The organism is Bradyrhizobium sp. NAS80.1 (assembly GCF_001908205.1).
Lineage (GTDB): Bacteria > Pseudomonadota > Alphaproteobacteria > Rhizobiales > Xanthobacteraceae > Bradyrhizobium.
In genome coordinates, this window is sequence record NZ_LGHL01000052.1 from 1 (window position 1) to 26,194 (window position 26,194).

General features: G+C 59.4%; 15 protein-coding genes and 4 pseudogenes. 12 read left to right on the forward strand and 7 right to left on the reverse strand.

The window, feature by feature from the left end; genetic code table 11:
• On the forward strand, positions 1–419 hold a 419-nt coding region (locus AC629_RS13390; protein ID WP_143199108.1), incomplete at its 5' end, for an integrase core domain-containing protein.
• A gap of 509 nt (positions 420–928) precedes the next feature.
• On the opposite strand, the gene nolL is transcribed toward AC629_RS13390, so the two are convergent.
• The 4 genes from nolL to AC629_RS13410 form a co-directional block, all read right to left on the reverse strand.
• Positions 929–2,053: a nodulation factor fucose acetyltransferase NolL gene (gene nolL, locus AC629_RS13395; RefSeq protein WP_208867084.1), complete on the reverse strand. Its 1,125-nt coding sequence runs from the start codon at positions 2,051–2,053 to the stop codon at positions 929–931.
• An 808-nt stretch (positions 2,054–2,861) separates the two neighbouring features.
• Complete coding sequence (locus AC629_RS48620; RefSeq protein ID WP_245330607.1) at positions 2,862–3,104, reverse strand: response regulator; 243 nt, start codon at positions 3,102–3,104, stop codon at positions 2,862–2,864.
• A gap of 138 nt (positions 3,105–3,242) precedes the next feature.
• The gene (locus AC629_RS13405) at positions 3,243–3,881 is read right to left on the reverse strand and encodes a response regulator transcription factor (protein WP_245330608.1); all 639 of its coding nucleotides are present in this window, start codon (positions 3,879–3,881) and stop codon (positions 3,243–3,245) included.
• Between the two features lie 1,591 nt (positions 3,882–5,472).
• Positions 5,473–6,561, reverse strand: a complete 1,089-nt coding sequence (locus AC629_RS13410; protein WP_074122894.1) for an IS630 family transposase — start codon at positions 6,559–6,561, stop codon at positions 5,473–5,475.
• Positions 6,562–6,932: 371 nt separating this feature from the next.
• On the opposite strand from AC629_RS13410, the pseudogene AC629_RS13415 reads away from it, so the two are divergent.
• Positions 6,933–12,486 (forward strand): annotated as a pseudogene (locus tag AC629_RS13415) (AAA family ATPase).
• 417 nt (positions 12,487–12,903) lie between these two features.
• Here the strand turns inward: AC629_RS13415 and tnpC are convergent.
• Positions 12,904–13,803 (reverse strand): annotated as a pseudogene (gene tnpC / locus AC629_RS13420) (IS66 family transposase); the annotation flags it as partial.
• Between tnpC and istA the strand changes: the two are divergent.
• Together istA and istB are read left to right on the forward strand one after the other, a co-directional pair.
• Positions 13,783–15,098, forward strand: a pseudogene (gene istA, locus AC629_RS13425) (IS21 family transposase); the annotation flags it as partial. The pseudogenes tnpC and istA overlap by 21 nt on opposite strands.
• An 11-nt stretch (positions 15,099–15,109) precedes the next feature.
• A complete protein-coding gene (istB, locus tag AC629_RS13430; protein WP_084805222.1) occupies positions 15,110–15,853 on the forward strand; it encodes an IS21-like element helper ATPase IstB in 744 nt (247 codons plus the stop codon).
• Positions 15,854–16,179: 326 nt separating this feature from the next.
• On the opposite strand, the gene AC629_RS45245 is transcribed toward istB, so the two are convergent.
• Together AC629_RS45245 and AC629_RS13435 are read right to left on the reverse strand one after the other, a co-directional pair.
• Complete coding sequence (locus AC629_RS45245) at positions 16,180–16,431, reverse strand: hypothetical protein (RefSeq protein ID WP_143198538.1); 252 nt, start codon at positions 16,429–16,431, stop codon at positions 16,180–16,182.
• A gap of 61 nt (positions 16,432–16,492) precedes the next feature.
• Complete coding sequence (locus AC629_RS13435; protein ID WP_168195468.1) at positions 16,493–17,725, reverse strand: TetR/AcrR family transcriptional regulator; 1,233 nt, start codon at positions 17,723–17,725, stop codon at positions 16,493–16,495.
• 401 nt (positions 17,726–18,126) lie between these two features.
• On the opposite strand from AC629_RS13435, the gene AC629_RS13440 reads away from it, so the two are divergent.
• From AC629_RS13440 to AC629_RS13475, 8 genes and pseudogenes are all read left to right on the forward strand, one after another.
• Positions 18,127–19,788 carry an ABC transporter substrate-binding protein gene (locus tag AC629_RS13440; protein ID WP_168195469.1) on the forward strand — a complete coding sequence of 554 codons (1,662 nt, stop codon included), beginning with the start codon at positions 18,127–18,129 and terminating at the stop codon, positions 19,786–19,788.
• A 64-nt stretch (positions 19,789–19,852) separates the two neighbouring features.
• On the forward strand, positions 19,853–20,806 hold the full coding sequence (locus AC629_RS13445; protein WP_084805225.1) for an ABC transporter permease: 954 nt from the start codon (positions 19,853–19,855) through the stop codon (positions 20,804–20,806).
• 13 nt (positions 20,807–20,819) lie between these two features.
• Positions 20,820–21,713, forward strand: a complete 894-nt coding sequence (locus AC629_RS13450; protein WP_084805226.1) for an ABC transporter permease — start codon at positions 20,820–20,822, stop codon at positions 21,711–21,713.
• Positions 21,710–22,738: an ABC transporter ATP-binding protein gene (locus AC629_RS13455; RefSeq protein WP_084805227.1), complete on the forward strand. Its 1,029-nt coding sequence runs from the start codon at positions 21,710–21,712 to the stop codon at positions 22,736–22,738. Before AC629_RS13450 ends, AC629_RS13455 begins: the two co-directional genes overlap by 4 nt.
• On the forward strand, positions 22,731–23,843 hold the full coding sequence (locus AC629_RS13460; RefSeq protein WP_084805228.1) for an ABC transporter ATP-binding protein: 1,113 nt from the start codon (positions 22,731–22,733) through the stop codon (positions 23,841–23,843). The genes AC629_RS13455 and AC629_RS13460 overlap by 8 nt, the downstream gene beginning before the upstream one ends.
• Positions 23,840–25,414, forward strand: a complete 1,575-nt coding sequence (locus AC629_RS13465) for a class I adenylate-forming enzyme family protein (RefSeq protein WP_084805229.1) — start codon at positions 23,840–23,842, stop codon at positions 25,412–25,414. The genes AC629_RS13460 and AC629_RS13465 overlap by 4 nt, the downstream gene beginning before the upstream one ends.
• Before the next feature lie 11 nt (positions 25,415–25,425).
• Positions 25,426–25,872: a PaaI family thioesterase gene (locus AC629_RS13470; RefSeq protein ID WP_084805230.1), complete on the forward strand. Its 447-nt coding sequence runs from the start codon at positions 25,426–25,428 to the stop codon at positions 25,870–25,872.
• Positions 25,873–25,969: 97 nt separating this feature from the next.
• Positions 25,970–26,113 (forward strand): annotated as a pseudogene (locus AC629_RS13475) (3-oxoacyl-ACP reductase); the annotation flags it as partial.
• Positions 26,114–26,194: the final 81 nt, after the last annotated feature.

Consider the following 26,194-nt stretch of genomic DNA (forward strand, 5'->3'; position numbering starts at 1 on the left):
AGGCGCTCGCAGCTTCCGGCCTCGACCACATCACCGTCGCGCAGCGCCCGCGGCTTCTGAGCGACAACGGATCGAGTTACGTCGCGGATGATCTGGCCACGTGGCTCAAGGGCAAAGACATGCAACATGGGCGCGGGGCTCCGTATCATCCCCAGACCCAAGGCAAGATCGAGCGCTGGCATCAGACGCTGAAGAACCGCATCATGCTCGACAACTATTATCTACCCGGCGACCCCGAACGGCAGATCGGCGCCTTTGTCGAGCACTACAATCACGCCAGCTTCCATGAGAGCATCGACAACCTCACGCCCGCCGACGTCTACTTTGGCAGAGCCGAGACAATCCTGGCCGAACGTCAGCGCATCAAGCACGACACCATCGCAAATCGTCGCTTGCAGCATCGACTGCAGACCGCTTAAACTCTAACCCCTGATGAGCCAGAGCCTCCCTTCGCAGCCCGCCTAATCAGTCTCAAATCATCTGACGACGAACACTCGACAGATACCCATCGCCCCGTTTTTGCGACGTGCCTTGTATGCCGTCCTCCAGAACGAGCACACCGCAACAAAGGCAGAGCCCAAAGTTCGAACGCACTCGAAGCCGCTAGACTCGAGCGCGCTATCTGACAGTCGCTCTAGCGGTGTCTCTCTTAAACAGAAGGAGGGCCTCGCGCTCATGAGCGGGTGCGGCGCGGCCATCAGGCTGAACATCGCACATCGCTATATGCGGCAATACCCACCTTTGCCTGATTCGAATTGGTGGTGCGCATCTGCGCGGTGGGATGAGACAAGAACCAGGCGGATAGTGGAGCTTTCATCCGGTTCGGGCGGGCTTTTATGCGCGATGCCGGCTCAACGGTCGCGCACCCGTTCGCAGGTAGCGTCTAGTTCGAACCCGCTTCCGGAAGCGACGCCACAGGTCGATGCTGCTATGATTTCATCGTAGGTGCGGCTTGCGGGAGACGTGTGCGTGGGGGCGCACCAAGGACGAGCTGAGACAGATACGGAACGCCGCGGACACCCGAGCGGACTATTAGCGCGATCGCGACAACGGCGACCCCGAGCATACCCGCGACGGTCAACCGGGTCGTGAGGTCCCAGAGTTCTCCGAATTGTATGAAATCCATCAGGCGGAACACAGTGCCCTGGACGAAGTAGAGCAGCAACGTAGCCGGGCCCAACTCCACAGCGACAAAGCGAACCATTCGATTTGAATGACCAAAGCTCCAGAATTGCAGCAGGAGTTCGATAGCGATTGCCGAGGCAGCTGCAGAGCCAACAAACATCAGAAGAACGTTTTTACTCGATCGAAGGTCGCGAATGGCCCCCAAATTATTGTAGACATAAGTGTCCTTGCTCCAAGCTAGAATGGATACGCAAGTCACTATCGAGAGAAACAAAATCAGGAGCGGCTTGTGACCTTGCAATGTACTGATCCATCGTTCTCGCGATTGAGCAAGCAGGAATCCTAAGCAGAAGAACGGGTAAGTGAATCTAATCAGGGGTAAAATGGAGAATGTCAGAGGCGCGAGCGCGACCAATATGGCCGAACCAGAAATGACCCACCATTGATGATTGAGCCTGGTAAGACTCTTGACGAGAACGTAGGAAACAAAGGTGGCCCAAATAAACCAGTATGTGCCAGCGAGATCGTCTGCAAATTCCAAAAGTCCCCTCGTCAGGCTGGTGGCGCGCCAGAATGCCGCTAGCTTAGCTGTCTCCATGAACGCCCACCAAAACAGCATCGGCAGCAAGAGCTGCTTCGCACGATCCTTGGCGGCTCGAGTAAACGACTTTTGCAACAGCGATCGAGAAGAAAGATATCCGCTTATCGCCATAAAGAGTGGCATGTGAAACATATAGATCGATTTGTAGTACGGCGAATACCAAAAACCGTCGTCTCGGTAGACGACATACTGGATAAGGTGCCCAAGGATCACCAGAACAATGAGCGCACCTTTCGCGAAATCTAAGCTTAGATCTCGATCGGTTGACTCTGTTCTGCTTGAGCCGGGGGCGATTGCCCCAGTCCCGGGTAACAATTTATCTAACATCTAGATTCGGTTGTTGATGAGCCGGCGGCCCGTTGTTCGCTCTTCTGCCTCATTTTTGATCCAGGCGAAAGGTGATAGCGTGGGTTTTAGAAGGAGATTAAGCTCGGCTTGTCAGGTCTTCAAGAAGTAGCTGTGGGCCAAGCCTCTCTGGACACATCGGCCAACTTTAACGCGGAGACCAGATGTCTATGTGAAGCACCGGTCTAAGAGCGCGGGCGCGGCGCACTAGTTGCGGATGCGGCTGAGGGAGGAAGGCTGTCGCGCTCAGTCTTCCAGTCTTCGTCCGACGGCTCTCAGAGCCGGCAGACGCGTCGGGCTTCTTCAGTTGGCTCAGTATATTCGACATTTGGCCCATCAGCTTTCTCCCACAGTACTCCGGCGTCCTACGTGGAGCGGTCGCCAACTTAAGTGAGCTCTCTCTTCTAACGAGGTCTTGGCGGAAGCCGCTGCCGTGGCACTTTCCGATAAGCTCAGAATGATCGTGGCACTGAAGGTAGGGCCGCTCCTCGCTGAGTAGGAGAGCCTCGCCTCGTCTGATTGCGCGACCATACCTGAGGCGTCTTTGTCAGGAGCCCCACCTTGCAAGGCCTTCAACCAAATGCCGAAAACGCAATTACAGCGAATGCGGAAATGTGGAAAGGCGATTGTCGCCACCGCCCGGGGCTGAGCTCGGCCAACGCGCATTGATCGATATCGTAAGCGCCGCGGTGCGGCTTGGCTTTCCCATCCTTCACGCGTGCCTTTCACAACAACCCTCGCGAAGCGCTTCATCGAGGCAGGTGACCAAGTCGGACCGGCAAAGGGCTTGCTAAAGAAGCCGGTTACGCCGGCGCCGCAACCTGCGGGCAAGGGTGCGATTGTCCGCGAAAGCGGCAATCAAGATGAGTGGCACCACGTGGCCCGGGGCCCGCAACTGTTCCAAAAGTTCAAGGCCGCTCATCATCGGCATCTGTACGTCCGCAATGACACAGGAGGTGTCGTTCAATTGAGACGACTGCAAGAATGCCTCAGCCGACGCAAACGTATAAACGATGTGGCCCTTCGATTTCAAAAGGTTGTTCTGTGCGGCACGAATCGAAGCGTCGTCGTCAACACGGAAACAGTTGGGTAGCGAGACAAAACGAGCCGTTCCATGGGGCCAAGGCGCTGGCCGAAGGTGCGCTTGTATGAGGAAATTGTAAAATCATACTTAGGTTTGTACCCTGAAGCGGTTGGTCCCAATTCCCAGCCTCTCAGCCATCTTGATCAAATCGGCTAGCGACCGAGCGCCCATCTTCTTCATCACGTGCCCCCGATAGATTCTAACTGTAATCTCGGCGAGCCCGAGTTCGGCGGCTACCTGTTTGTTCAAGAGGCCGGCTGTGACCAGTTTCATTACATCCTGCTCTCGTGGACTTAGGGCCTCAAACAAGGACTGCAGTCTCGCGACCAGCTTGTCTACACCTCGTCTCTTGCGATCCTGCTCGATAGCTGCGACTACGCCATCGAGCAGTTCCTGATCGCGAAATGGCTTACTGAGAAAATCGATTGCTCCACCCTTCATGGCCTTGACGGTCATCGGAATATCGCCGTGAGCTGTGATGAAAATGATGGGAATGTGAATCTTCAGTTTGGCTAACTCACTCTGGAGCTCAAGCCCGCTCAATCCCTGCAGCCTGATGTCAAGCACAAGGCAGCTAGGAACATCAGGAAGCTCGCTCTGGAGCAGTTCCTGGGCAGATCCGTAAGCAACGACATCTAGACCGATCGAACGAAATAGGTTGACCAGCGATTCGCGCATTGAGAGGTCATCGTCGACCACGAAGACGCTGGGTCTGACCTCCGGCACTTCGGAAGTTGTGGCTTGCTTCCGCGGTTCAGAGCGCTTGGTCACAATAAGAGCCTCACTTGTGCGACTGAAGGTCGAACTAGTATGTTGTCACCATCTGCGATTGACGCCGTGCAACTATTTTGAGATTTTGCAAGTATATCGCCGGTCCGCGATTTGCGCCGCGTGACGAACTGGCCACGTAAGTCTAACAAAAAGCGCACGAGTGGTCGAGGACGGCATTTCGTGCCGCGTCCCAGTGGATTGGCCTTGTGACATTGTTCAACTCGATCAGCAACTTTGAGAAGCTGAAATCAGAAGTTGAGGCGCTCGCTCTAGCGTACGCGCGCGCGCCGCCTGGCCTCGCGAGTTGAGGCTGCGTGAGTTGGCGGACACACATCATGCGGCTAGATCAGAACGCCCGCGGGGACGCGAGCTGAGCGGCTTGGCGCGATTGTGCCTGTTTATGCCCCGATCCCGCCGGCGTTGAGATCGGCATGCGGCGTAGACTATCGCACTTATAATAAGAAAAATGGACGTCAGAACGAGTAGCAGCGGCATCAGCACATGAACTCTTTTTTGTGTCGTCAGAGCGCCTGTGAGTTGCGTTTGTCGCGAACTTGGGAAAGCACCTCGGCATCGGTCTCGTACAACCTGACGCAAGGTGCGATTCAAGTCCTTTCGCTCGTACTTGTAGGAAATATAGTCGTCTGAAGGAGCGCCCAGGTGTCCTCGTCTCGCGGCTTCCTGCCGAAGCTCACATTTTAAGATGAGGTGGTATGAATGGAGAGGCCCACTGCATTCGTGCCCGGCGGCAAGCCCAACTGCAATTGACCTGCTACCTCGTATGATTCTCCTTCCGGTACAGGTGGGCATCATAGGATCCGCGCCGAGCGAGGCTGGTTTCGAAGCTTACGTACTCAACCCCGCAACATAGGACAGAAAACGGCCGGGAAGCAGTCGCCAACCTGCCGATAGCTCATCCAACTTCCCGCGCAGCTCATGAAAGCGGCCCGGCGCACTCTGTTCGAGAAAAAATGCGCCGGGTCCGCCCAGATCGCCATACATCGTGGTAATGCCGGTCCAATGAAGCGACCCGGCCTTGCAAATCTGAGGCTCGCGGGGCCGCCAGAATAGATGGTGAGCGCCTGCTACTTCACACGGCGCGCGGGGGCTTGAATCGTACCGTCAGGCCGCGTTGTCCGATCTCGTCTAGATCTATCGGGGATCGGTGGTCGTGTCCCCAGTGATGGTGTAGCTCGGTAGAGCAAAGCTGCCCGGACGCGCGCCTCCAATAGCGCCGTAGCGGGCGGGCGGCTTTGCGGTGGTCACCGGCAGTTCTCCGGTAGGATCGGGTTGCCAAAGTCCGACGAGGTGAAGTTCGGAATCAGCAAGGATTGCGACATATGTTGTCATGGTTCGCCAGGCGAGGGGAACGCGTTCCGCTGTTCTTCACCTTCACGCAACTCTTTTCACCGGCTCGGTTCCCCCAAAGTGCCTCGCAGATCTGTTGCTTGGGTGCGCGGCTCAGAGTTGATGCCTAGCAACAACTTGCTAGGAACGAGCGCCGATTTACCGATTTACCGATTTACCGCGCCTGTCGGCGGGATTTCTAGTGTTCTGTCCCGGAAATTCGCCGACAAAGTCGCGCGAGTTTCTGGAGGATGGAGTCGGCGGTAGCGGTCCACATGAAGGGGCGTGAATCTGCATTGTAGGTGCGGATAAAGCGGTCGATTTTTTTGACGAGGTCGGCGGTGGAATCGAATGATCCCCGCCGGATGGCGCGTTGGGTGATGAGTGCGAAGAAGCGTTCGACCTGGTTAAGCCAGGAGGCGTAGGTTGGCGTGAAGTGAATGTGCCAACGCGGACGGCGGGCGAGCCAGGCCCTAACCTTGGGATGCTTGTGGGTGGCGTAGTTGTCGACGACGAGATGGATGTCCAGTTGGGCCGGCACATTAGCTTCGATGTGACGCAGGAAGGCGAGGAACTCCTGGTGACGATGGCGGGGTTTGCATTGAGCGATGATTGCGCCGTCGAGCACGTTGAGGGCGGCGAACAGAGTGGTCGTGCCATGACGCTCGTAGTCGTGTGTGACGCCCTCGATGTAGCCGAACCCCATAGGAAGCATGGGCTGGGTTCGTTCGAGGGCCTGAATTTGGCTCTTCTCATCGACGCAAAGCACCACGGCCTTGTCAGGCGGATTGAGATAGAGCCCGACCACGTCGCGCAGCTTCTCGACAAAGAAGGGATCGGTCGAGAGTTTGAAGCTGCGGGTGCGGTGAGGCTGCAGCCCGAAGAGTTGGAACAGGCGATGAACGGTGCTTTTGGCGATCCCCGTCTCTTTGGCGATGGCGCGCACGCTCCAATGGGTTGCGGCTTTGGGCTTGCGAGCGAGTGTCTTGGTGATCAGCTCGGCCACAGCCTCATCCTCAACCGTGCGGGGCCTGCCGGTACGCATCTCGTCGTAGAGCCCCTCGATCCGATTTGCGATGAAGCGATTGCGCCATTTGCCGATCGTATGGGGGCCGACGCCAAGCCGCGTCGCCACGACGGCGTTGCTCGGCTCACGTTCGCAGGCCAGCACGATCTTGGCTCGCACCGTCAGCGCCGCAGGGAGCGAGCGCGACCGTGTTATGGCCGTGAGCTGTGTGCGTTCGTCGCTGGAAATCGTCAGCATCGCCTTCGGGCGTCCGGTGCGCATCGGGTATCTCCTTCGCTCAGGATACCCGAAACCCATGCAATTATTATGCTGCGAACTTACGGGACAGAACACTAGCGTGTTGCGCCGATCATGGGCAAAGCGATCAGCTTTCACATGCCATTGTCTGATTGAGCGGTAGCGGCAATCCGCAGCCCGGCTGCACGTCGGCAGTGGGACGCTGGTGGTCTGGTAACGGCCACGAGCCGCTCTATCACAAAGGATGCTTGCGCGCCCGCACCTCATAGTTTTTGCTTGCTGCAGTCTATTCTTTGCAGCCTTGCCCGGCCCCCCGCATTTGTTTCGAAGTTTCTTCACAATGACGCCCGTTATGTGTCAGGTTTGGCTCGCGTCATCTTAGTCTAGGCAGGCAAATGCCGCAGGCCCCTCTCAGCCGAACCCTGTTTGGCTCAAATCTCGACCAAGACATCACGCCCCTGTGGGAAGACGATGATCGGGCGTTCTGCCGCGCGTGGCGTCGGGAAATCCATGGCAGCAGGGCTGCCGTGCTTCTAGTGCGGCCAATCGGGGAACACCCAGGGACACTTGAGCGCCTGGCCCACGAGTGTGAGCTGAGGGACGAGCTAGATGAGGGGTGGGCCGTGCGGCCTTTGGAACTCATCCGGGAAACTGGTCGGACCATGCTGGTCCTGGACGATCCATGCGGCGAGCCGCTGCTAAACTTGGTTCGCGTCCGAATGGAGCCCCAGCGCTTCCTGCGCCTCGCTATTGGTATCACCATGGCTGTGGGCAAGCTTCACCGGCGCGGCTTGATTCACAGGGACCTGAAACCCGCTCACATTCTGGTCGATTGCCCTGACGAACAGGTGCGCCTCACCGGCTTTGGTCTGGCTTCCCGGCTTTCCCGCGAGCGCGTCCCGCCTGAACCTGCCGAGTTCATCGCGGGCACGCTGCCCTACATGGCCCCCGAACAGACCGGACGAATGAACCGCTCGGTCGATTGTCGCAGTGATCTATATTCGCTTGGCGTGACATTTTATCAGATGCTGACCGGCAGCCTGCCGTTCACGGCCTCAGACCCTTTGGAGTGGATCCATTGTCATATTGCAAGAAAAGCGATCCCTCCTGTGGAGAAAGCGCACAACATCCCAGAGTCAGTGTCTCAGATTGTGATGAAACTCCTCGCCAAAAACGCCGAGGAACGCTACCAGACTGCCGCTGGCATTGAGCGCGATCTGCAACGCTGTCTCGCAGCATGGGCCAACCACGGTCGCATTGACCCATTTGAGCTCGGCGCAGACGACACACCTGATCGGTTGCTCATCCCCGAGAAGCTCTATGGCAGAGCCCGTCAGCTCGAGACTTTGCTTGCCTCTTTCGATCGCGTGGTGAAGAGCGGCGCGCCAAGGTTGGTGCTCGTCGCCGGTTACTCCGGTGTCGGTAAGTCTTCGCTTGTCCAGGAGCTACACAAAGTACTGGTGCCCTCGCGCGGGCAGTTGGTGTTAGGCAAATTCGACCAACTAAGGCGCGAGGTTCCCTATGCGACGCTAGCGCGGACGTTTCAGAGTCTTGTCCGTGCTCTTCTCAGCAAAAGTGAGCGCGAACTCGACACCTGGCGGCAAGCGCTCCGGGAGGCGCTCGGCGCGAATGGACGACTGATGGTCAAATTGATCCCCGATCTGAGCCTGATCATTGGCGAGCAGCCCGCGGTTGCTGAGCTTCCAGCCCGGCAAGCGCAAATTCGTTTCCAGCGGGTGCTTCGCCGTTTTATTGGCGTGTTCGCCCGGCGAACCCATCCATTGGTGCTCTTCCTCGACGATTTGCAATGGCATGATGCCGCAACGCTCGACTTGATCGAGGATCTCCTGACCCAGTCGGATCTGCACCTGCTGCTGATTGGAGCTTACCGCAGCAACGAAGTTGATGCAGGCCATCCACTCAAGCGCAAGCTCGACTCCATCAGGAGAGCCGACGTAAATTTCGAGGAGATCACGCTCTCGCCGCTCACTGCAGACGATGTCGAGCAGTTGGTCGCCGATACCCTTCGCTGCGCATCAAAACGCGCTGCCCCGCTTGCAAGGTTGGTGCATCAGAAGACGATGGGTAATCCGTTCTTCGCCATTCAATTCCTTTCCGAACTGGCCGAAGAGCAATTGTTGATGTTCGATCACGAGACTGCACGCTGGCGATGGGATCTTGAGCGTATCCACGCAAAAGCGTACACCGAGAACGTCGTGGATCTGATGCTCGGCAAGCTCATCCGCCTGCCCGAGGAAACGCAGAACGCGCTGAGACAGCTGGCCTGTTTCGGCAACATCGCCGGAACGGCTGAGCTTGCGATCGTGCTCGAAATTTCGCAGGAGCAGGTGCATGCGACCCTGTGGCCGGCGATCCGGCAGGAACTGATCGCTCGCCACGGAATAGACTATCGCTTCCTCCACGATCGCGTTCAAGAGGCGGCCTACTTGCTGGTGCCGGAATCCTCGCGCGCTCCTGCCCATCTGCGGATCGGTCGGATGCTCGCGGCGCACATTCCTGCGCACAAGCGCGAAGAGGCTATCTTCGAAATTGTCAGTCAACTCAATCGAGGTATCGTGCTAATCGTCTCCGGTCACGAGCGTGAGCAGCTCGCGGAGCTGAACTTGGTCGCAGGGCAGCGTGCTAGGGCGTCGGCTGCCTACGTCTCGGCACTCACATACTTCACCGTCGGTGCTGCTCTGCTCGCGGAGCACTCGTGGCAAACGTGCGACGAACTCGCGTTCGCCCTGGAGACAAGCCGGGCCGAATGCGAATTCTTAGTGGGCCGGCGGGAGATTGCAGAGAGCCTCCTGTCCTCACTTTCGAAGCGAGCCTTGAACGCGCCGCAACGAGCAACGGTCGCATGTTTGCGGGTCGATCTTTACCTGACTCTTGGCCAGCACAGGCGAGCGGTGCTCATAGGCCTCGAATATCTTCACGACGTTGGGATCGAGTGGTCGCAGCATCCGACGGACCAGGAAACATCAGCCGAATATCAGCGGATGTGGTCACAGCTGCCCGCCGCAATTGAGGAGCTTGCGAATCTGCCTAGAATGACAGACCAAACGGCGCTTGCCACGCTTGCCGTCTTGACGCGGATTCTTCCGCCCGCAGGTTTCATGGACGCCAATTTGTCCGCTCTGGTCATCTGCAGAGCCGTCAGCATGAGCCTCGAATGCGGCAACGCTGACGCTTCCTGCACCCATTACGCATGGCTAGGCCGAATCTCGGCCGGACGCTTTGGTGACTATCAAGCGGCTGATAAATTTGGTCGTCTTGCTTGCGATCTCGTTGATCGCGGTGAGTTCTCCCGTTTTCGGGCTGCAGTCTATTTGGCCGTCGGATGCAACGTGATCCCATGGACGAAGCCTCTAAGAGATGGCCGAGTTCTTATCAGGCGAGCGCACGAAGCGGCGGTGAGCAGCGGCGATGTCATCTATGAGGCGTACAGCTTGCTTCATCTAACTTCAAATATGTTGATGGCCGGAGAGTCCCTGAAGGAGGTACAGAACGAGGTAGAGAAAAGTGTGGCTACGACACGGAATAGAAAGGTTCAGTTTGCTGCTGATGCCGCAGCCGCTCAGCTCGCAATCATTAGAAGCATGCGCGGCCTCACGCGCTCATTCGGTTGCTTCGATGACCAACAATTTGACGAGCTAGACGTCGAGCGATCGTTCGCGCGGAGTCCGGAGCTGTCACCTAGCGAAACGGTCTACTGGATCCGCAAACTTCAGGCGCGATTTTTAGCCGGAGACTATGGTGCGGCTGTTGATGCTCGCGCCAAGGCGGAGCCAAAATTATGGACCATGCCGACAGAGCCCTTGATCGCGGAGTTTCACTTTTATGGAGCGCTGTCTCACTCATGTTATGGCGACAGGCCAGGCGAAAGCGAACAACAGCAACATCGGGATATCATTGACGCCCATTACAGGCAGCTGCAGATATGGGCGACGAATTGCCCCGAAACGTTCGAGAATCGGGCTTCCTTGGTCGGCGCTGAAATTGCAAGGCGCGAATACCGTGATGCAGACGCAATGCGACTGTATGAACACGCAATCCAGACCGCTGCACGTAACGGTTTCGCCCACCACGAGGCAATCGCTTGCGAACTTGCAGCGCGTTTTTTATGCTGCGCGCGGTTTTGACAGAATCTCCCGGGTTTACTTGCAGGACGCGCGGCGCGGCTACCTTCGTTGGGGAGCAGATGGCAAAGTGCGTCAGCTGGACGAGCTGAATCCTCATCTCAGCCATGAGGAAACCACTCCTGCCGTGAATGGCATGAGGATCGGAGCTCCGGTCGAGCGTCTTGATCTCGCGACGGTAACAAAAGTGTCACAGGCGATTTCCGGCGAGATTGTTCTGCGAAAACTAATCGACACGCTTATGCGGACTGCCATTGAGCAGGCTGGCGCCGAACGGGGTTTGTTGATTCTGCTGCATGCAGGCGAGCCTCGGATCGAGGCGGAGGCCACAACGGTAACGGATGCGCTGCTTGTAAAGGTGAATGAGCAGCCCGTAACTCCGATCGCGCTTCCCGAGTCCGTGCTGCATTTCGTCCTACGTGTCCGCGAAAACGTCATTCTCGAAGATGCAGCCGCCGAGCCTTCATTTGCGAAAGATCCGTATATCCTGGAGCGCAAGGCACGTTCTATTCTTTGCCTGCCACTGATCACGCAGGGCAAGCTGATCGGCGTACTTTATCTGGAGAATAATCTCGCACCAGGCACATTTTCAGCTGGCAGAAGCTCCGTGCTGAAAATGCTTGCCTCTCAAGCTGCAACAGCCCTAGAGAACAGCCGATTGTACGGCGAAGTGCAGCAACGGGAGGCAAAGATACGGCGCCTACTCGACGCTAATCTCATCGGAATCTTTATCAGTCGCGGAACCGGCGAAATCATTGAGGCGAATCAAGCCTTCCTCGGGATGGTCGGATATGACCGAGAGGATCTCCTCGCGGGGCGCGTGAACAGTCTCGACCTGACACCGCCAGAATGGCTGGAGAGCACGTTGGATGCTCGAACAGAAGCAAAAAGGACCGGAGCAGTTCAGCAATTCGAGAAGGAATATATCCGCAAGGATGGCAGCCGCGTGCCCGTGCTAATTGGGCTCGCCGTATTCGATGAGCGGCACGACCAAGGTGTTGGCTTCGTCCTGGACCTGACAGAGCGGAGGAGGGCGGAAGCGGAAGCTCGTGAAAGCGAACGACGGTATCGCGAGACTCTGATAGGCCTTGCACACGCCAATCGGATCACGACGATGGGACAGTTGGCCGCCTCGATCGCCCATGAGGTTAACCAGCCGATTGCCGCGATCAGCAGCAATGCCGGGGCAGGGCTACATTGGCTGGGTGCTCAACCGCCGAATCTCGAAGAAGTAGGGCAGACGTTCGGTTTGATTATCCGCGACAGTATGCGCGCGGGGAACGTGATTCGTCGGATTCGCGCACTTATGAATAAGGCTCCGATGCAAACAGAGCTTCTTGCAATCGACGAAGTGATCTTAGAGGTGCTGGCCCTAGTTCGCGTGGAACTTGCGAAACACGATGTGTGGGTGCAAACTCGACTGCCCGAGGCGTTGCCGCTTGTTCGAGCAGATCGCGTTCAGGTCCGTCAGGTGATCCTCAATTTGATCACGAACGCCATCGAGGCAATGAGTGAGATCAACGAAGGTGATCGCGAATTACTGATCAGTGCGCGGACAGATGACTCGAATTATGTGTTGATCACTTTCCGGGATACGGGCCCAGGACTCGATCCAAACAGCGCAGACCGCGTATTCGAGGCTTTTTACACCACTAAATCCGATGGCATGGGCATGGGGCTTGCCATTTGCCATTCGATTATTGAGGCGCACGGCGGCCGGATGTGGGCGGGCGCCAACCATCCTCGCGGGGCCGTCTTTCAGTTCAGCATACCGATTGCGCAGGAGGGCGTGGATCGGTCGCAATAGGCCTCTTGAAGGCCTCGCGCTCGAGTTCAACGTTGAGCAGGAGTGCTCGGGGAGCGTCGATCTTGTGACAGAAGCGAGCTGCGTGACCTGCAGAGCTTGAGACATTCGCGTTCCTTGCTGCCATCGGGGAGTGTTGGCCCGACCGCAGACTTTCGCGAACTGTCGACAATCTGCAATTGACCGCAATGTCAGACTCCGGAAGCTTGGGCGCCCTTTGCAAATCTTCCAACGCGACTCGGGTGGGAAGAGGTCTCGTGAGAGATGTCCGAGATGGGTCAAAATGCGAGGAATTCAACCTGAGCGAATCTTGTCCGCCATGCCTCACTGAGCGGACCTCCACGAGGGTACGCTACTTCGCTGTACGCATCCGGCGAAGGCCCCGGCTAGGCCGTTTTTTGGCGGAAGGCTGATCAGCCCTTAAGCGGCGTGAGCGACGCTTTGAGGCTGCCAATTCCAGGGCAGCAGTTCGTGGATGCGCCTGGCGGGGTGATCCGGTAGGCGCGCCAAGACGTCGGCAAGCCAAGCCTGCGGGTCGATGTCATTGAGCTTGGCGGTGGCGATGAGGCTGTAGATGGCAGCCGCACGCCGGCCGCCCTCATCGGACCCGGCGAAGGTCCAATTTCTTCGTCCCACGGCGACCGCCCGTAGCTCACGCTCAGCAGCATTGTTCGACATGCAAAGCCGTCTGTCATCAAGGAAGCGGCAAAATGCATCCCAGCGGCTGAGGCAGTAGTTGATCGCTTTGGTCGTGTCGTTGTTCCTGGAGAGCTTGCCGCGCTGCTCGCGCAACCATGCCTCCAGCTCGACCATCAGGGGGCGGCTACGCTCCTGGCGCACATGCAAACGCTCCTGCACAGTGAGACCGTTGATCTCGCGCTCAATGGCGAACAGAACATCGACGCGCTTGACCGCCTCGGCCGCGATCGGCGCCTTGCTGAGCTGCGCGAGATCAAAGAACTTGCGCCTGCCGTGCGCCCAGCATGCGACCTCGATGATCGGGCCGCCCTTGCGATTGGCCTCATAGAGCCTGCCAAAGCCGGCGTAGGCGTCGGCCTGCATCAGTCCGGCATAGCCCGCCAGATGCTGCTCGGGATGCGCACCGCCACGATCGGGCGAGTAGAAGAACACGGCCGCCGGCGGATCTGGGCCGGCAAACGGACGGTCGTCGCGGACGTAGGTCCAGAGCCGGCCGGTCCGGGTCTTGCCCTTAGCCAGTACCGGCACCGTGGTGTCGTCCGCGTGGATGCGCTCTGCCGCGAAGACGTGGCTCCGGATCGCATCTACCAGCGGCATCAGGGTTGCCGCCGCATCGCCGAGCCCGACTGGGCGGCCGTGCACCGCGAGCTCAAACGCAAGCACGTGACGCTGTCGATCCTGTGGGAGGAGTACATCGCCGCCGAGCCCGGCGGATACCGGTACTCGCGCTTCTGTGAGCTCTACCGCGCCTGGGAGGGCCGTCTGTCGGTGACGATACGCCAGGCCCATGCCGCCGGCGACAAGCTGTTCGTCGACTATGCCGGCGATGGCGTTCCGGTGGTGGTCGACCGCCTCACCGGCGAGCGCAGAATGGCGCAGATCTTCGTCGCCGTACTCGGCGCATCGAGCTTCACCTACGCGCAGGCGACGTGGACGCAGGGGCTCGCCGACTGGATCAGCGCCCATGTTGGCGTCTTCGCGGCGATCGGCGGCGTCCCGGCGCTGCTGGTGCCCGACAACACCAAGGTCGCGGTCATCAAGGCGAGCCTGTACGAACCGCAGTTACCTATGCGGAGCTGGCGGTGCATTACGGCACGGCCATCTTGCCGGCACGGCCGCGCAAGCCGCGCGACAAGGCCAAGGTCGAGCAGGCCGTCCTCATCGTCGAGCGCTGGCTGCTCGGCCGCCTGCGTCATCGCACCTTCTACAGCCTGGCCGAGGTCAATGCGGCGATCGGCGAACTGCTCACAAGACTCAACGAAGAGCAGCCGATCCGGCGGCTCGGCGTGACACGCCGCCGGCTGCTCGAGGAGGTCGACCGGCCGGCACTCAAGCCATTGCCGGCGAGTTCCTACGTGCTCGCCGAGTGGCGGATCCGCCGTGTCAGTCTCGATTACCACGTCGAGGTGGAGAAGCATTACTACAGCGTCCCCCATCGCTTCGCCCGCGCCGAGGTCGAGGTGCGGTTCACGGCCCGCACCGTCGAGATCTTCCTCAAGGGCGAGCGGATCGCTGCGCATCAGCGCATGAGCGGCAATCACAAGCACACCACCGTGCCGGAGCACATGGCCTCCAGCCATCGGCGCTACGCCGGCTGGACCGTCGCACGCATCCGCCAGGATGCCGCCGCGTTCGGGCCGGCAACCAGCGCGTTGTGCGACCTCATTCTCGACGAGCGCTCGCACCCTAAGCAAGGCTTCCGCGCCTGCCTCGGCATCCTCACGCTCGCCGCCTCCTACGGGCGCGGACGGCTGGACGCTGCGGCTGCGCGGGCGATCGACATCGGCGCGCGCACCTATGGCTCGGTCAAGTCGATCCTCGCCAACAATCTCGATCGGCGTCCCGTTCATCAGCGCTCCGCGGACGACGCGCCGATCCTGCATGCCAACATCCGCGGACCGCGCTACTACAATTAGGAGACCATCCCTTGCTCACCCATCCGACCCTCGATCGCCTCAACGCCCTCGGCCTCCATGGCATGGCCAAGGCCTTCGCCGATATCGAAACCACCGGCGAGGCTGCCAGCCTCGGCCATGCCGAATGGCTCGCGCTGCTGCTCGAACGCGAAGCCTCGCTGCGGCATGACAAGCGGCTCGCCACCCGCCTGCGCTACGCCAAGCTGCGCCAGCAGGCGTGCGTCGAGGACGTCGACTACCGCACCCCGCGCAGTCTTGACCGCCCTCTGTTCGCCAAGCTTGCCGAGGGCCGCTGGATCGACGACCACGTCAATCTCCTGATCTGCGGCCCGGCCGGCGTCGGCAAGAGCTGGCTCGCCTCGGCGCTCGGCCACAAAGCCTGCCGCGACAATCGCTCCGTGCTCTACCAGCGCGTCCCGCGCCTGTTCGATGACTCGGCGCTCGCACGCGGCGACGGCCGTCATCCGCGCCTGCTGCGCGCCCTTGGCCGCGTCGATCTGCTGATCCTCGATGACTGGGGCCTCGCCCCGCTCGATGCCGGCGCCCGCCACGATCTCCTGGAGATTCTGGAGGATCGCTACGGCCGACGTTCCACTCTCGTCACCAGCCAACTCCCCGTGGACACATGGCACGTGCTGATTGGAGATCCGACTTACGCCGACGCCGTGCTCGATCGCCTCGTCCACAACGCCCATCGGCTCGACCTCACCGGCGAGAGCCTGCGCCGAACCCCGTCATCCGCCCAAAAGACCTGAGCCCGTGGCGCTGTGGACATGCCGCTGCGCTTGGACAACGCGATCGCGTTGCCCACATGCCCACAGCAAACCGCAACTGAAAAAGGAGAGCTTCAGGCCGCGATTCCAGATTGACCGCGCGGCTCGCCCAATGCCACAGAACAAACTGGCCAGAACGCCTCGCTCCCGGGCGAGATCAGATCGGAAAGGTGGGCGACATCGTCTCGGAATCCCCGGGCGACTTCAAATCGGTACACCTGGGCGACATCATCGGAATCCGCATTCTGTCGATCATCCCGCGGTTTGCTCATCGCATCCCTCAATGTCGGCGACACGCCGTCAGGGAATCACGAATCGCTCGAAAGCAAAATCCCAAAACGCAAGAAAGCGCGCCCCAACACAAGGCTTGCCTGCAAAATCGAATACCTTATCGAGCCAACTTCTGCCCGTCTCTCAGGCAGATCTGCATTCTTCACAGACGACGCGCGAACAGCTTGCGTGCCCCGCCATTGTTGATCGCTGCCCGATCCTGGGGGTATGAGTTCATCCAGCGCATCGAGCTTTGCGGCAAAGGCCAGTTCAATAACGCTGGGTACCATGAAAAACCGGTCCTTCGTGGCCAAATCGGCGCGCGCTGCTGGCAGGGAGCGGCAAGTCCGGTCATACGCAAAATAGTCCCTTAATCAATGGATCGACGTAAAGGTCCGTAATATTTTCGGCGCTTGCTTGAGGACACCAGCGCGGTAACTCGGCCGCACCGTTGATCATCGGATTGATCAACTGGCCAGCCAGATGCGGATCAACAGGCCGAATCGATCCATCGACGATTCCATCGGCGACCATGCTGGCAAAGCGGCCCGACAGTCGGTTCATCCGCGCTATCATTTCCCGCCGGGCCGACTCGGGCAGTACTGCCAGCGCAGTGCTTCGCAGCAGCGGACCACGCGAAGACATTTGGTATTCGACCAGCGCTGCGCAGGTAGCGCGGAGACGGTCGAGGCCAGTATACGGCAATGCTCGCCCAGCATTCTGCGCATGGCGAATTACGGAGAAGGTGAACTCGAAGCAATCCAGGACCAACTCGTCCTTGTTCTGGTTGTGATGATAGAATGATCCTTTCGAGACGTTGAGGCTCGCCGAAATTTTCTCTACCGATGCGCCGTGATAACCGTGCTCGTTGATGAGTTTGGTCGCGGCTTGAAGAAATGCCTCGCGCGGGCCCGGCTTGGGCATCGGGATCATGATCGTGGCGTTGTCCGGCTGCCAGGTTTTGGCCGCGAAGCCGCGAAGCAAAAGGTCGGCGATTCCCGCCGCATTGAATGGATAGTCTTCAAGCTCTTCACACGGCAGCCAGGCCGGCAGCCACAGCAAGCTTCCCAGTACCAGGTGGGTGCGGGCGTTTTGATCGCCACGCGATAGCGGCGACGGCTCGCCGCTAAAAAGCTGGGTCCTGAGCTGCTTGAACATCCCGGTGTAGGCGGCGAACACCGGAGGCGAGACTCGTTCACCCAGCGTCCGGATATCGTCGAACAGGATCGGGCGTCGCCGCGTTTGACGGGCGATGTCGCTCCACAGCGCAAAATGCGCATCAACCAGCGCAGTGATGCGCTGCCCCCTCTCAGCCCGCGCAATCGCTGCCTGATTAATGTCGGCATAGGTCGCGATGCCCTCGAGAAAGCATGCAGCAGCAAGTTCTTCTTTTCTCTTGTAATAGTAGGTGATGCTCGCGGTGGTCAGGCCGACTGCAGCGGCGATATCGGCCAAGTTCGCGCCCCGGACGCCCCTCTCGTTGAATTCGCGCGTTGCGGCGGTAAGAATGAGCTTCTGCTTTTCGTCGTAGCGCGATGTCTGCGACGCAATAGGGTTATTGTTCGGCGTCAAACGACGGTTCATCTGCGATCGTTCCGACTTCGTTATCAGGACGTTTGTTCGGCTGCAGCGCCACCGAGCATGAGTAAGCGGCCGGCATCCTTCGTTCCCCGGATAACCTGCGACCGTTGCATATGCGCCTTCCCGTAACCATCGCGCGATGGCCACCAGATCGCGCATGTCGTGCCGCAGGCTAACGGAACAGCGGTGCTTTGCAAGCCTATTTCCGAAAAACAGGTATGGAGAAACCAGGGGAGGTCGCTTTGGACCTCGTTCACTGATCGTCCAGAATTCCACGCAAGTGCCCGAAAAATGCGGCAAAAGGCTGTTGGCCTGATCTGCTCTTGTATATTTTTCAAATATCCGGTATGGCCATCTTTAACAAGGCGGCCTGGCACGAACAGGCCAACAAACGGGAGGATCGAATGGTCAAGCATGCGCGTGCAGCTGCTCCGCTCGGCACGAGTTCTGCGTCAAGTCGACGCGCGGTATTGAAGAGCGGCGTCGCGACGGTCGCGCTGATGGCTTTCGCGGGATCCTTACGGGCGGCGGATGAGCATTTGCACGATCAGCCTTGGGCGAAATGGGATTACAGCAAAGATAAGCCGGTGCGCGGCGGCATCCTGCGAACGGCGAGTTCGCAGTACATCGGCAAGCTCAACCCGAACCATTGGCCGGTGCTCGACTGGCTTTCGATGAACCTTTTCCACGAAAAGCTTGTCATCACCGACGGCTCCTTCAAGCCGACCACGCCCTGGCTGCTGGAAGAGGTCCACAAGGAGAGCGAGACCAGCTTCGTCACCAAGTTGCGGCCGGACATCACCTTCCAGGACGGCACCAAGCTAACCGCGAACACGATCAAGTCGCAGATTGACTGGATCCGCGAGCCCAAGAACACAGCATGGACCGCCGCATGGCTGGGACCGCTGGATACGGTTGAGGTGATCGACGAGCTCACAGTTCGCTGGAAGACTAAGGAGCCGTGGGCGGGCTTCCAGGGCGTGATAGCCAATGTGCCGGGCTACATGATGTCGCAGAAGGCCCTGACCGAGGACGCGGAGAAATACGAAGCTTCGGCGCCAAAAGGGACCGGCGCCTATATCGTCGAAGAAGCGAGCCCCGGCAATTTCCTCAAGCTCAAACGCAATCCGGACTGGTGGTTCGCAAAGGCTTCGGGTAACCCGGACATGCCGTATTTCGACGGCGTGCTCGTGAGTGTTATTCCTGATCCCGCGGTGCGGTTGGCGAATCTGCGCGCCGGCAAGCTCGACATATTGGGGGTCGACAAATCTCAATACGCGATCGTCAGGAACGATCCGCAACTCAAGGTCTTTCGGCAGTCGCTGAACCATGTTGTCGGTATCCGCTTCAACACCCAAAAGGGCGTCTTGAAGGACATCCGGCTGCGTCAGGCGATCAATCACGCGATCGATCGCAAGGCGCTGATCGCGGGCACCCAGTTCGGCCTCGGCCGCGTTGCCAGCGGGATGTATCCCGAGGATCATTGGGCGCATAATCCAGCCCTGAACCCGGCGGCTTACGATCCCGTCGAGTCGAAAAAGCTGCTCGCTGATGCCGGCTACGCGAATGGCCTGTCGATCAAGGGGTACTGGGACAACACCACCGGCGGCCAAGCGATCGCCGAAGCCGTCAAGAGCATGCTCGGCCAAGTCGGCATCAATTGGCAGGTCGAACTGCTGGCGCCGGTAGCGTTGGCTGCGAAGATGAAGGACGCCGATTACGACATGGCGCAGGGAGGTTGGCCCTACATCTACGATCCGGATCTCCCTGCGACCGGGCTATATCATCCCGCCGGCGGATTCAATTTCGGTCGTAGCAATAACCCTCAGGCCATCGAACTTATCGAAGCTGGCCGCCGTGAGACCGATATCGACAAGCGGCAGAAAATCTATTGGGAACTCGAAAGGGTCCTGACCGAAGCAAACGAGGATGCCTGGTTGTGGTGGGAGGAGGGCGTGCTCGCGATGCGCAAGAACGTAATGGGCTGGGACAACGAGGAGTGGAAGAAGAGCAAGGAGTCGTACACTTGGTCGCACCCGCTCTGGTTCAAGGACGGCAAACAATGACGGTCAGTTATGCGGGATTAGTCCCGGCAAAGCCGCCGCACACGATCAAGCAAAGTGAACGCCAATGGCACGTTACATCTCAATCCGCCTGTTTCATGCCTCGATCATCGTAGTGATTCTCACAGTGCTTGTGTTCGTCATCGCCCGGCTGATACCGGGTGACGGCGTGCTGGCGGCGATGTCGGGTAGCGTCGACATGTCAAACCCCGCCGTGGTGGAACATGTCCGCGCCGAATATGGCCTTAATGATCCGATTCATGTTCAGTTCCTACAGTGGCTGTACAAATTTGTTCGCGGCGACTGGGGTATCTCGATCGGCACCGGCGAGCGGGTGCTGGACATGTTTTGGCGCCGATTGCCGGTCACGCTGGAGCTGTTTCTGTTTGCTACAATATGGGCGGTCGGCGTCGGCATCCCGGTGGGACTGCTCAGCGCGCTGTGGCGGCAAAGCAAGCTCGACTTTGTTTTGATGACCGGCACAATCCTCGGCGTGTCGATCCCGTCGTTCTGGGAAGCAATTGTGCTGATTTATCTGCTGGCGATCGCTCTGCCGATCTTTCCGCCCTCAGGCTACGTGCCGTTCTCGGAAGACCCTTGGCAGAACATCCTGGCGATGATCCTGCCGAGCTTTGTGCTTGGCACCCATTCCGCCGGACTGCTGGCGCGCTACGTCCGCTCCAGCCTGCTCGAAATTATCGGCCAGGATTTCATTCGCACCGCTCGCGCCAAGGGCCTGTCGGAACGCGCCGTAATCGTGATTCACGCGCTAAAGCCTGCGCTTATTTCCGTCGTGACCGTGTTCGGTCTATCTTGGGGCAGCATGCTGGCAGGGGCATTTTTTATCGAGATCATTTTTGCGATACCGGGTCTCGGCCGCATGAGCGTCGACGCCATTTTCCAGAAGGATTTTCCGGTTATCCAGGCGACGCTGATCGTGGTGTCGCTCAATATCCTGCTGGTCAATCTCCTGGTCGACCTGCTCTACGGGGCGCTCGATCCTCGCGTTCGGATCGGGTGAGGAGGTCCTAACGATGGCCATTACCGACGTCGCTGAAAAATTACTCGTGCCGCCCTCGGGAGGGACATTCGCCGCGCTCGCGTCGAGCATTCGGCGCCATCGCCTCGCCAGCGTCGGACTGATTGTCATCGTGGTGCTGTGCTTGTTGGCGCTGCTGGCGCCGCTGATTGCACCCTTCGATCCCTACCATCAGGATCTCTATGCCGTGCTGTCACCGCCGAGCGCGCAGCACTGGCTCGGCACCGACAATCTCGGCCGGGATTTGCTGTCGCGCATTCTCTACGGCGCCCGAGTGTCGCTAATGACGGGCCTGCTCTGCACATTCCTCGCCGCGGCGATCGGGGTTCCGATCGGGCTTCTGGCTGGCTATACCGGTGGCGCGATGGACGCCATCTTGATGCGGGTGACCGACGCTTTCCTGTGCTTTCCGCCACTGATCTTCATCTTGGCAATGTCGGCAGCGCTCGGACCGGGGCTAAGTAACGTCATTCTCTCCTTTGCGCTGTTCGGCTGGACCGGTTTTGCGCGCATCGTACGCGGCCAGGCGCTGCTGGTGCGCGAACTGCCATTCATCGAAGCGGCGCGCGCCACCGGCGTGTCGAGATTCCGCATCATGTGGCGGCACGTCTTTCCGAATACGCTGGCTCCGATCATTGTCGCCATCTCGATTACGGTCGGCGGCGCGATTCTGGTCGAGAGCGGAATCTCATTCCTCGGTCTCGGCGTGCAGCCGCCGACCGCGAGTTGGGGCAAGGAGCTTCGGGTTGGTTTCACCTATCTCGAAGTAGTACCGCTGTTTTCGCTGGCGCCCGGGCTGATGATTTCGCTGGCTGTACTCGGCTTCAATTTTCTCGGCGATGGGCTGCGCGACGCGCTCGATCCGCGCTTGAATGGGTTCGACCGATGAGCACTGTCGACGCCACCACTGCAATCGACAAAGGACCACCGAATGACCGTCCCGGTGGCCTGCTGCTCGACGTGCGCGATCTGAGGATCACTTTTTCGACCCGACAGGGTGACGTCAACGCGGTCAACGGCGTTTCGTTCGACGTGCGGCGCGGCGAGATTGTCGCGATTGTCGGCGAGAGCGGCTGCGGAAAGAGCGCGACCGCGCTGTCGCTGCTGCGATTGATTCCGGAGCTGCCCGGCCGCGTGACTGGCCAGATTCTGTTTGAAGGTGACGACCTCTACAAGATGTCGACTGCAGAGATCCAGGCGATCCGCGGGGACCGCATCGCCATGATATTCCAGGAGCCTATGACCAGTCTCAATCCGGTACACACCATAGGCCGCCAGGTCGGCGAGCCGCTGCGTGTGCATCGCGGCGCGAGTGCCGATGACGCGCTTGCCAGGGCCGCGGAATTGCTCGGCGGCGTCAACATTTCCGAGCCTGAAATACGGATACGCAATTATCCGCACCAGTTCTCCGGCGGTATGCGGCAGCGCGTCACCATCGCGATGGGCATGGGATGCAAGCCCGATCTGATCATCGCGGATGAGCCTACGACTGCGCTCGACGTCACCATCCAGGCCCAAGTGCTGGAGTTGCTGTGCCAGCAGGTCGACAACAACCATTCGAGCATGCTGATCATCACGCACAATCTGGGCGTCGTCGCGCAGTACGCGGATCGCGTGTTCGTCATGTACGCCGGCCGTATCGTCGAATCGGCGATGGCGCATGAGCTCTATTCCGATCCGCGGCATCCTTACACCATGGGGCTGTTGAGCTCAGTTCCGCGGCTCGATCAACGCGCGACCGAACGCCTGGCTGAAATCGCGGGACAGCCGCCTGATCCGTTGAAGCTGCCGCCGGGATGTCCGTTTCAGCCGCGCTGTCCGCGAGCGATTGATCGCTGTCGGGTCGAGATGCCTCCTCTCGAGGCGGTCAGTCAGACACACAAGCGTGCCTGCTGGGTAGACGCTCATGGCTGACACGAATTCGGGCGCGCTGGTTGAAGCCGAAAGTCTCTCCGTTCATTTTCCGCGTCATCGCAGTGCGACGCGGCCCGGTATTGCCGCGGTCGATCGCATTGACTTGAAGATTCACCGCGGCGAGATCCTCGGCCTGGTCGGCGAAAGCGGTTGCGGCAAGTCCACCCTGGCACGCACCCTGCTCGGTCTGATCGAGCCAAGCGGCGGCGTGGTCCGCTTCGGCGGCGACAGCATCGGCAACCTCCCGGAACGTCAGATGCGGCCTTACCGGCGCCGTATGCAGATCGTTTTCCAGGATCCATACAGTTCACTCAATCCGCGGATGCGGATCGGCGAGACCATCGCGGAGGCGATGTTCATACACGGCCATGCCACCAAGTCCGACGCCGCGCCATTGGTGGCCGATTTGCTGAAGTTGGTCGGCCTCGATCCAGCGATGGCGGGTCGTTTTCCGCACGAGTTTTCGGGAGGGCAGCGGCAGCGCATCGGTATCGCCCGTGCCCTTGCGGTGCGTCCGGAATTCATCGCATGCGACGAGCCGGTCTCGGCACTCGACGTCTCAATTCAGGCGCAGATTGTCAATCTGCTCCACGACCTGCGCGAGAAAATGGGGCTGACCTTTTTGTTCGTGTCGCACGACTTGGCTGTGGTCCGTCACATCAGCGACCGCGTCGCTATCATGTATCTCGGTCGCATCGTTGAAATTGCGCCGAAAGAGCGGGTCTATGACGAACCGCTCCATCCTTACACCCAGGCACTTCTGTTGGCAGTCCCGGTGCCGACCCGCACTAGCCAAAAACGCAGCGCCCGAAAGGTGATGCAAGGCGAAGTGCCGAGCCCACTCAATCCGCCCAGCGGGTGTCATTTCCATCCGCGCTGTCCGCATGCTTTCGCGCCATGCGCATTGAAGCAGCCGCCGCTGCGGGAGGTCGCGACCGGTCACTTCGTGGCCTGTCACCTTTACGAGCCACAACAGCGATCGGCCGAACCTGACCATGCGGAAGACAGTGCCCGCCGCGAGGGACAGACGCCGCACGGCGGTGGTTCGCAGGTAATGTCAACGAATCCAGGTCAGATGATCGAACGTTCGGGAGAATATCGATGACTACCAGCCTTGCAGCATCTACGCTTGCCGCTGCAATCGCCAAGCCCTTTGGTACATTGCCGGCATTCGTCCGAATGCAGGCCGCGTTGAGGCCCGATCATCCGGTGCTGATCCAGGGCGATCGGCGGATCGAATGGCGCGCCTTTGATGCATTGGTGGATCGTGCCGCAGCGACGCTGCAGGCGCGGGGTGTCAAAGCGCAGGAGGTGATTGCGGTCTGCGCTACCAACTCCATTGAATACGTCGTGATGTTCCTTGGTGCGTTGCGGGCCGGCATTGTGGTGACGCCGCTTGCTCCGACGGCCACTGCTGCCAGCCTGGACCTGATGATGCGCGATAGCGCCGCAAGGATCCTGTTTCTGGACGCGGCAGTGTCGGCTCTTCTCTCTAGCCTGTCTAATCCTGTGCCGATCCCGCGTGTCGCACTTGACGGTTCGGATGCGGGCGAACCGTTTAGCCGTTGGTTGCTGTCTGAAGGCAGTATGCCTGATGCAGCGGAGATCGCGCCGAATTGGGGTTTCAACATCATCTATTCATCGGGGACCACCGGCACTCCGAAGGGGATTGTGCAGCCGCATTCGTTGCGGTGGCGGCAGATGAATCCACAGGACCCGCCGGGGTACAGCCCGCACGCCATCACCCTGGTTTCAACCGGGCTCTACTCCAACACCACCCTGACGTCGGTGGTCCCGACGCTGGCGGGCGGCGGAACGCTCGTGTTGATGGACAAGTTCGATGTGCGCGAGTTCCTCGTTCTCTCTGAGCGGTATCGTGTCACGCATGCGATGCTGGTTCCGGTGCAGTATCAGCGGCTGCTGGCGTATCCGGAATTCGATCGCTTCGATCTGTCGTCCTACGCGATGAAGTTCTGCACTTCCGCGCCATTCTCGGCAAAGCTCAAGCGCGAAGTGCTTGATCGGTGGCCAGGAGGTTTGACCGAGTATTTCGGGATGACGGAAGGCGGCGGGAGCTGCTGGCTTCTGGCGCACGAGCACCCGGACAAGCTTCACACCGTCGGCCAGCCGATCCCGGGTCACGACATACGGATAATCGGCGAGGACGGAAAAGAATTGCCTCGCGGAGAGGTGGGCGAGATCGTCGGTCACTCCGAAGCAATCATGACGGGCTATCACAATCGCCCGGACAAAACGTCGGAAGCGGAATGGTTCGCGCCTGATGGCCGGCGCTTCATCAGAACCGGCGACATCGGTCGGTTCGACGAGGACGGATTTTTGACGATCATGGACCGCAAGAAGGACATGATCATTTCCGGTGGGTTCAATATCTATCCTTCGGATCTCGAGACGGTCGCGCGTCAACATCCCGCGGTACAGGACGTAGCTGTGGTTGGCGTTCCTTCAGAACAATGGGGAGAGACGCCAGTTGCCTTCGTCGTTTCCAAGGGAGCTTCGGCCGAGGAAATCAGGAACTTCGTCAACGAGCGCGTCGGCAAAACCCAAAGGTTGGCGGACGCACGACTGATCCCGGAGCTGCCCCGCAGTCATATCGGCAAGATTCTGAAGCGTGAGTTGCGCGACAGCTATTCGGCCCGCCCTGATGCGACTGCTTAGGCGGCGATCCCATGCCATTAGCCGATGAACAACTTCTTGTCCGGATGAACGAACGCATGTCGCCGGTGTGCCGTCTGCTCGGTGCGCGGTTGGTTCATCTGGATAGCCAGCATGGTTATGTGCGCATCGCGTTCGAGGCGAAGCAGGAGTTTTGTAATCCCATGGGCAATGTTCAAGGCGGTTTCGTCGCCGCAATGCTTGATGAGGCCGCCTCAATCGCTGCAGTCGCCCACGCGCAAAAGAAGATCGGGTTGCCAACCCTTGAGTTCAAGGTCACGTTTCTGGCGCCCGCCCGCCCTGGAGTTCTCTACGCCGAGGGACGGGTACTGAAATTTGGCAGCCGCAGAGCCGCTCTTGAGGCCGATCTCCTTGATGCAGGCTATCGGCTTCTCGCGCGCATGAGTGCAACGGCTCTGCCGACTCCGATGGAGAGCCAAACACTCGTCACGATGTCATAGAGGCAAGATGGAGAAAACGCCGCATATTCTTCGATCCCATCGCGAAGAGACCTGATCTCTCGATGATCTGCGTTTTAGTACGGAAGGACAGTGATCCATGACAATCAGATTCGACGGGCGCGTTGCAACCGTAACCGGTGCGCGCAATGGTCTGGAACGTGCCCGCGCGCTCGGTCTTGCGGTCCGAGGCGCCCGGGTTATGGCGAACGATTTTGGCGGCGCGCACAACGGTAGTGACGGCTTGTCGGGCTCGCCGATGCTGTGGTCGGAGAGCCGGACGTCGTCCGTGATTTCGTGACTTCGGATCGTCGCTGCTCGTTAC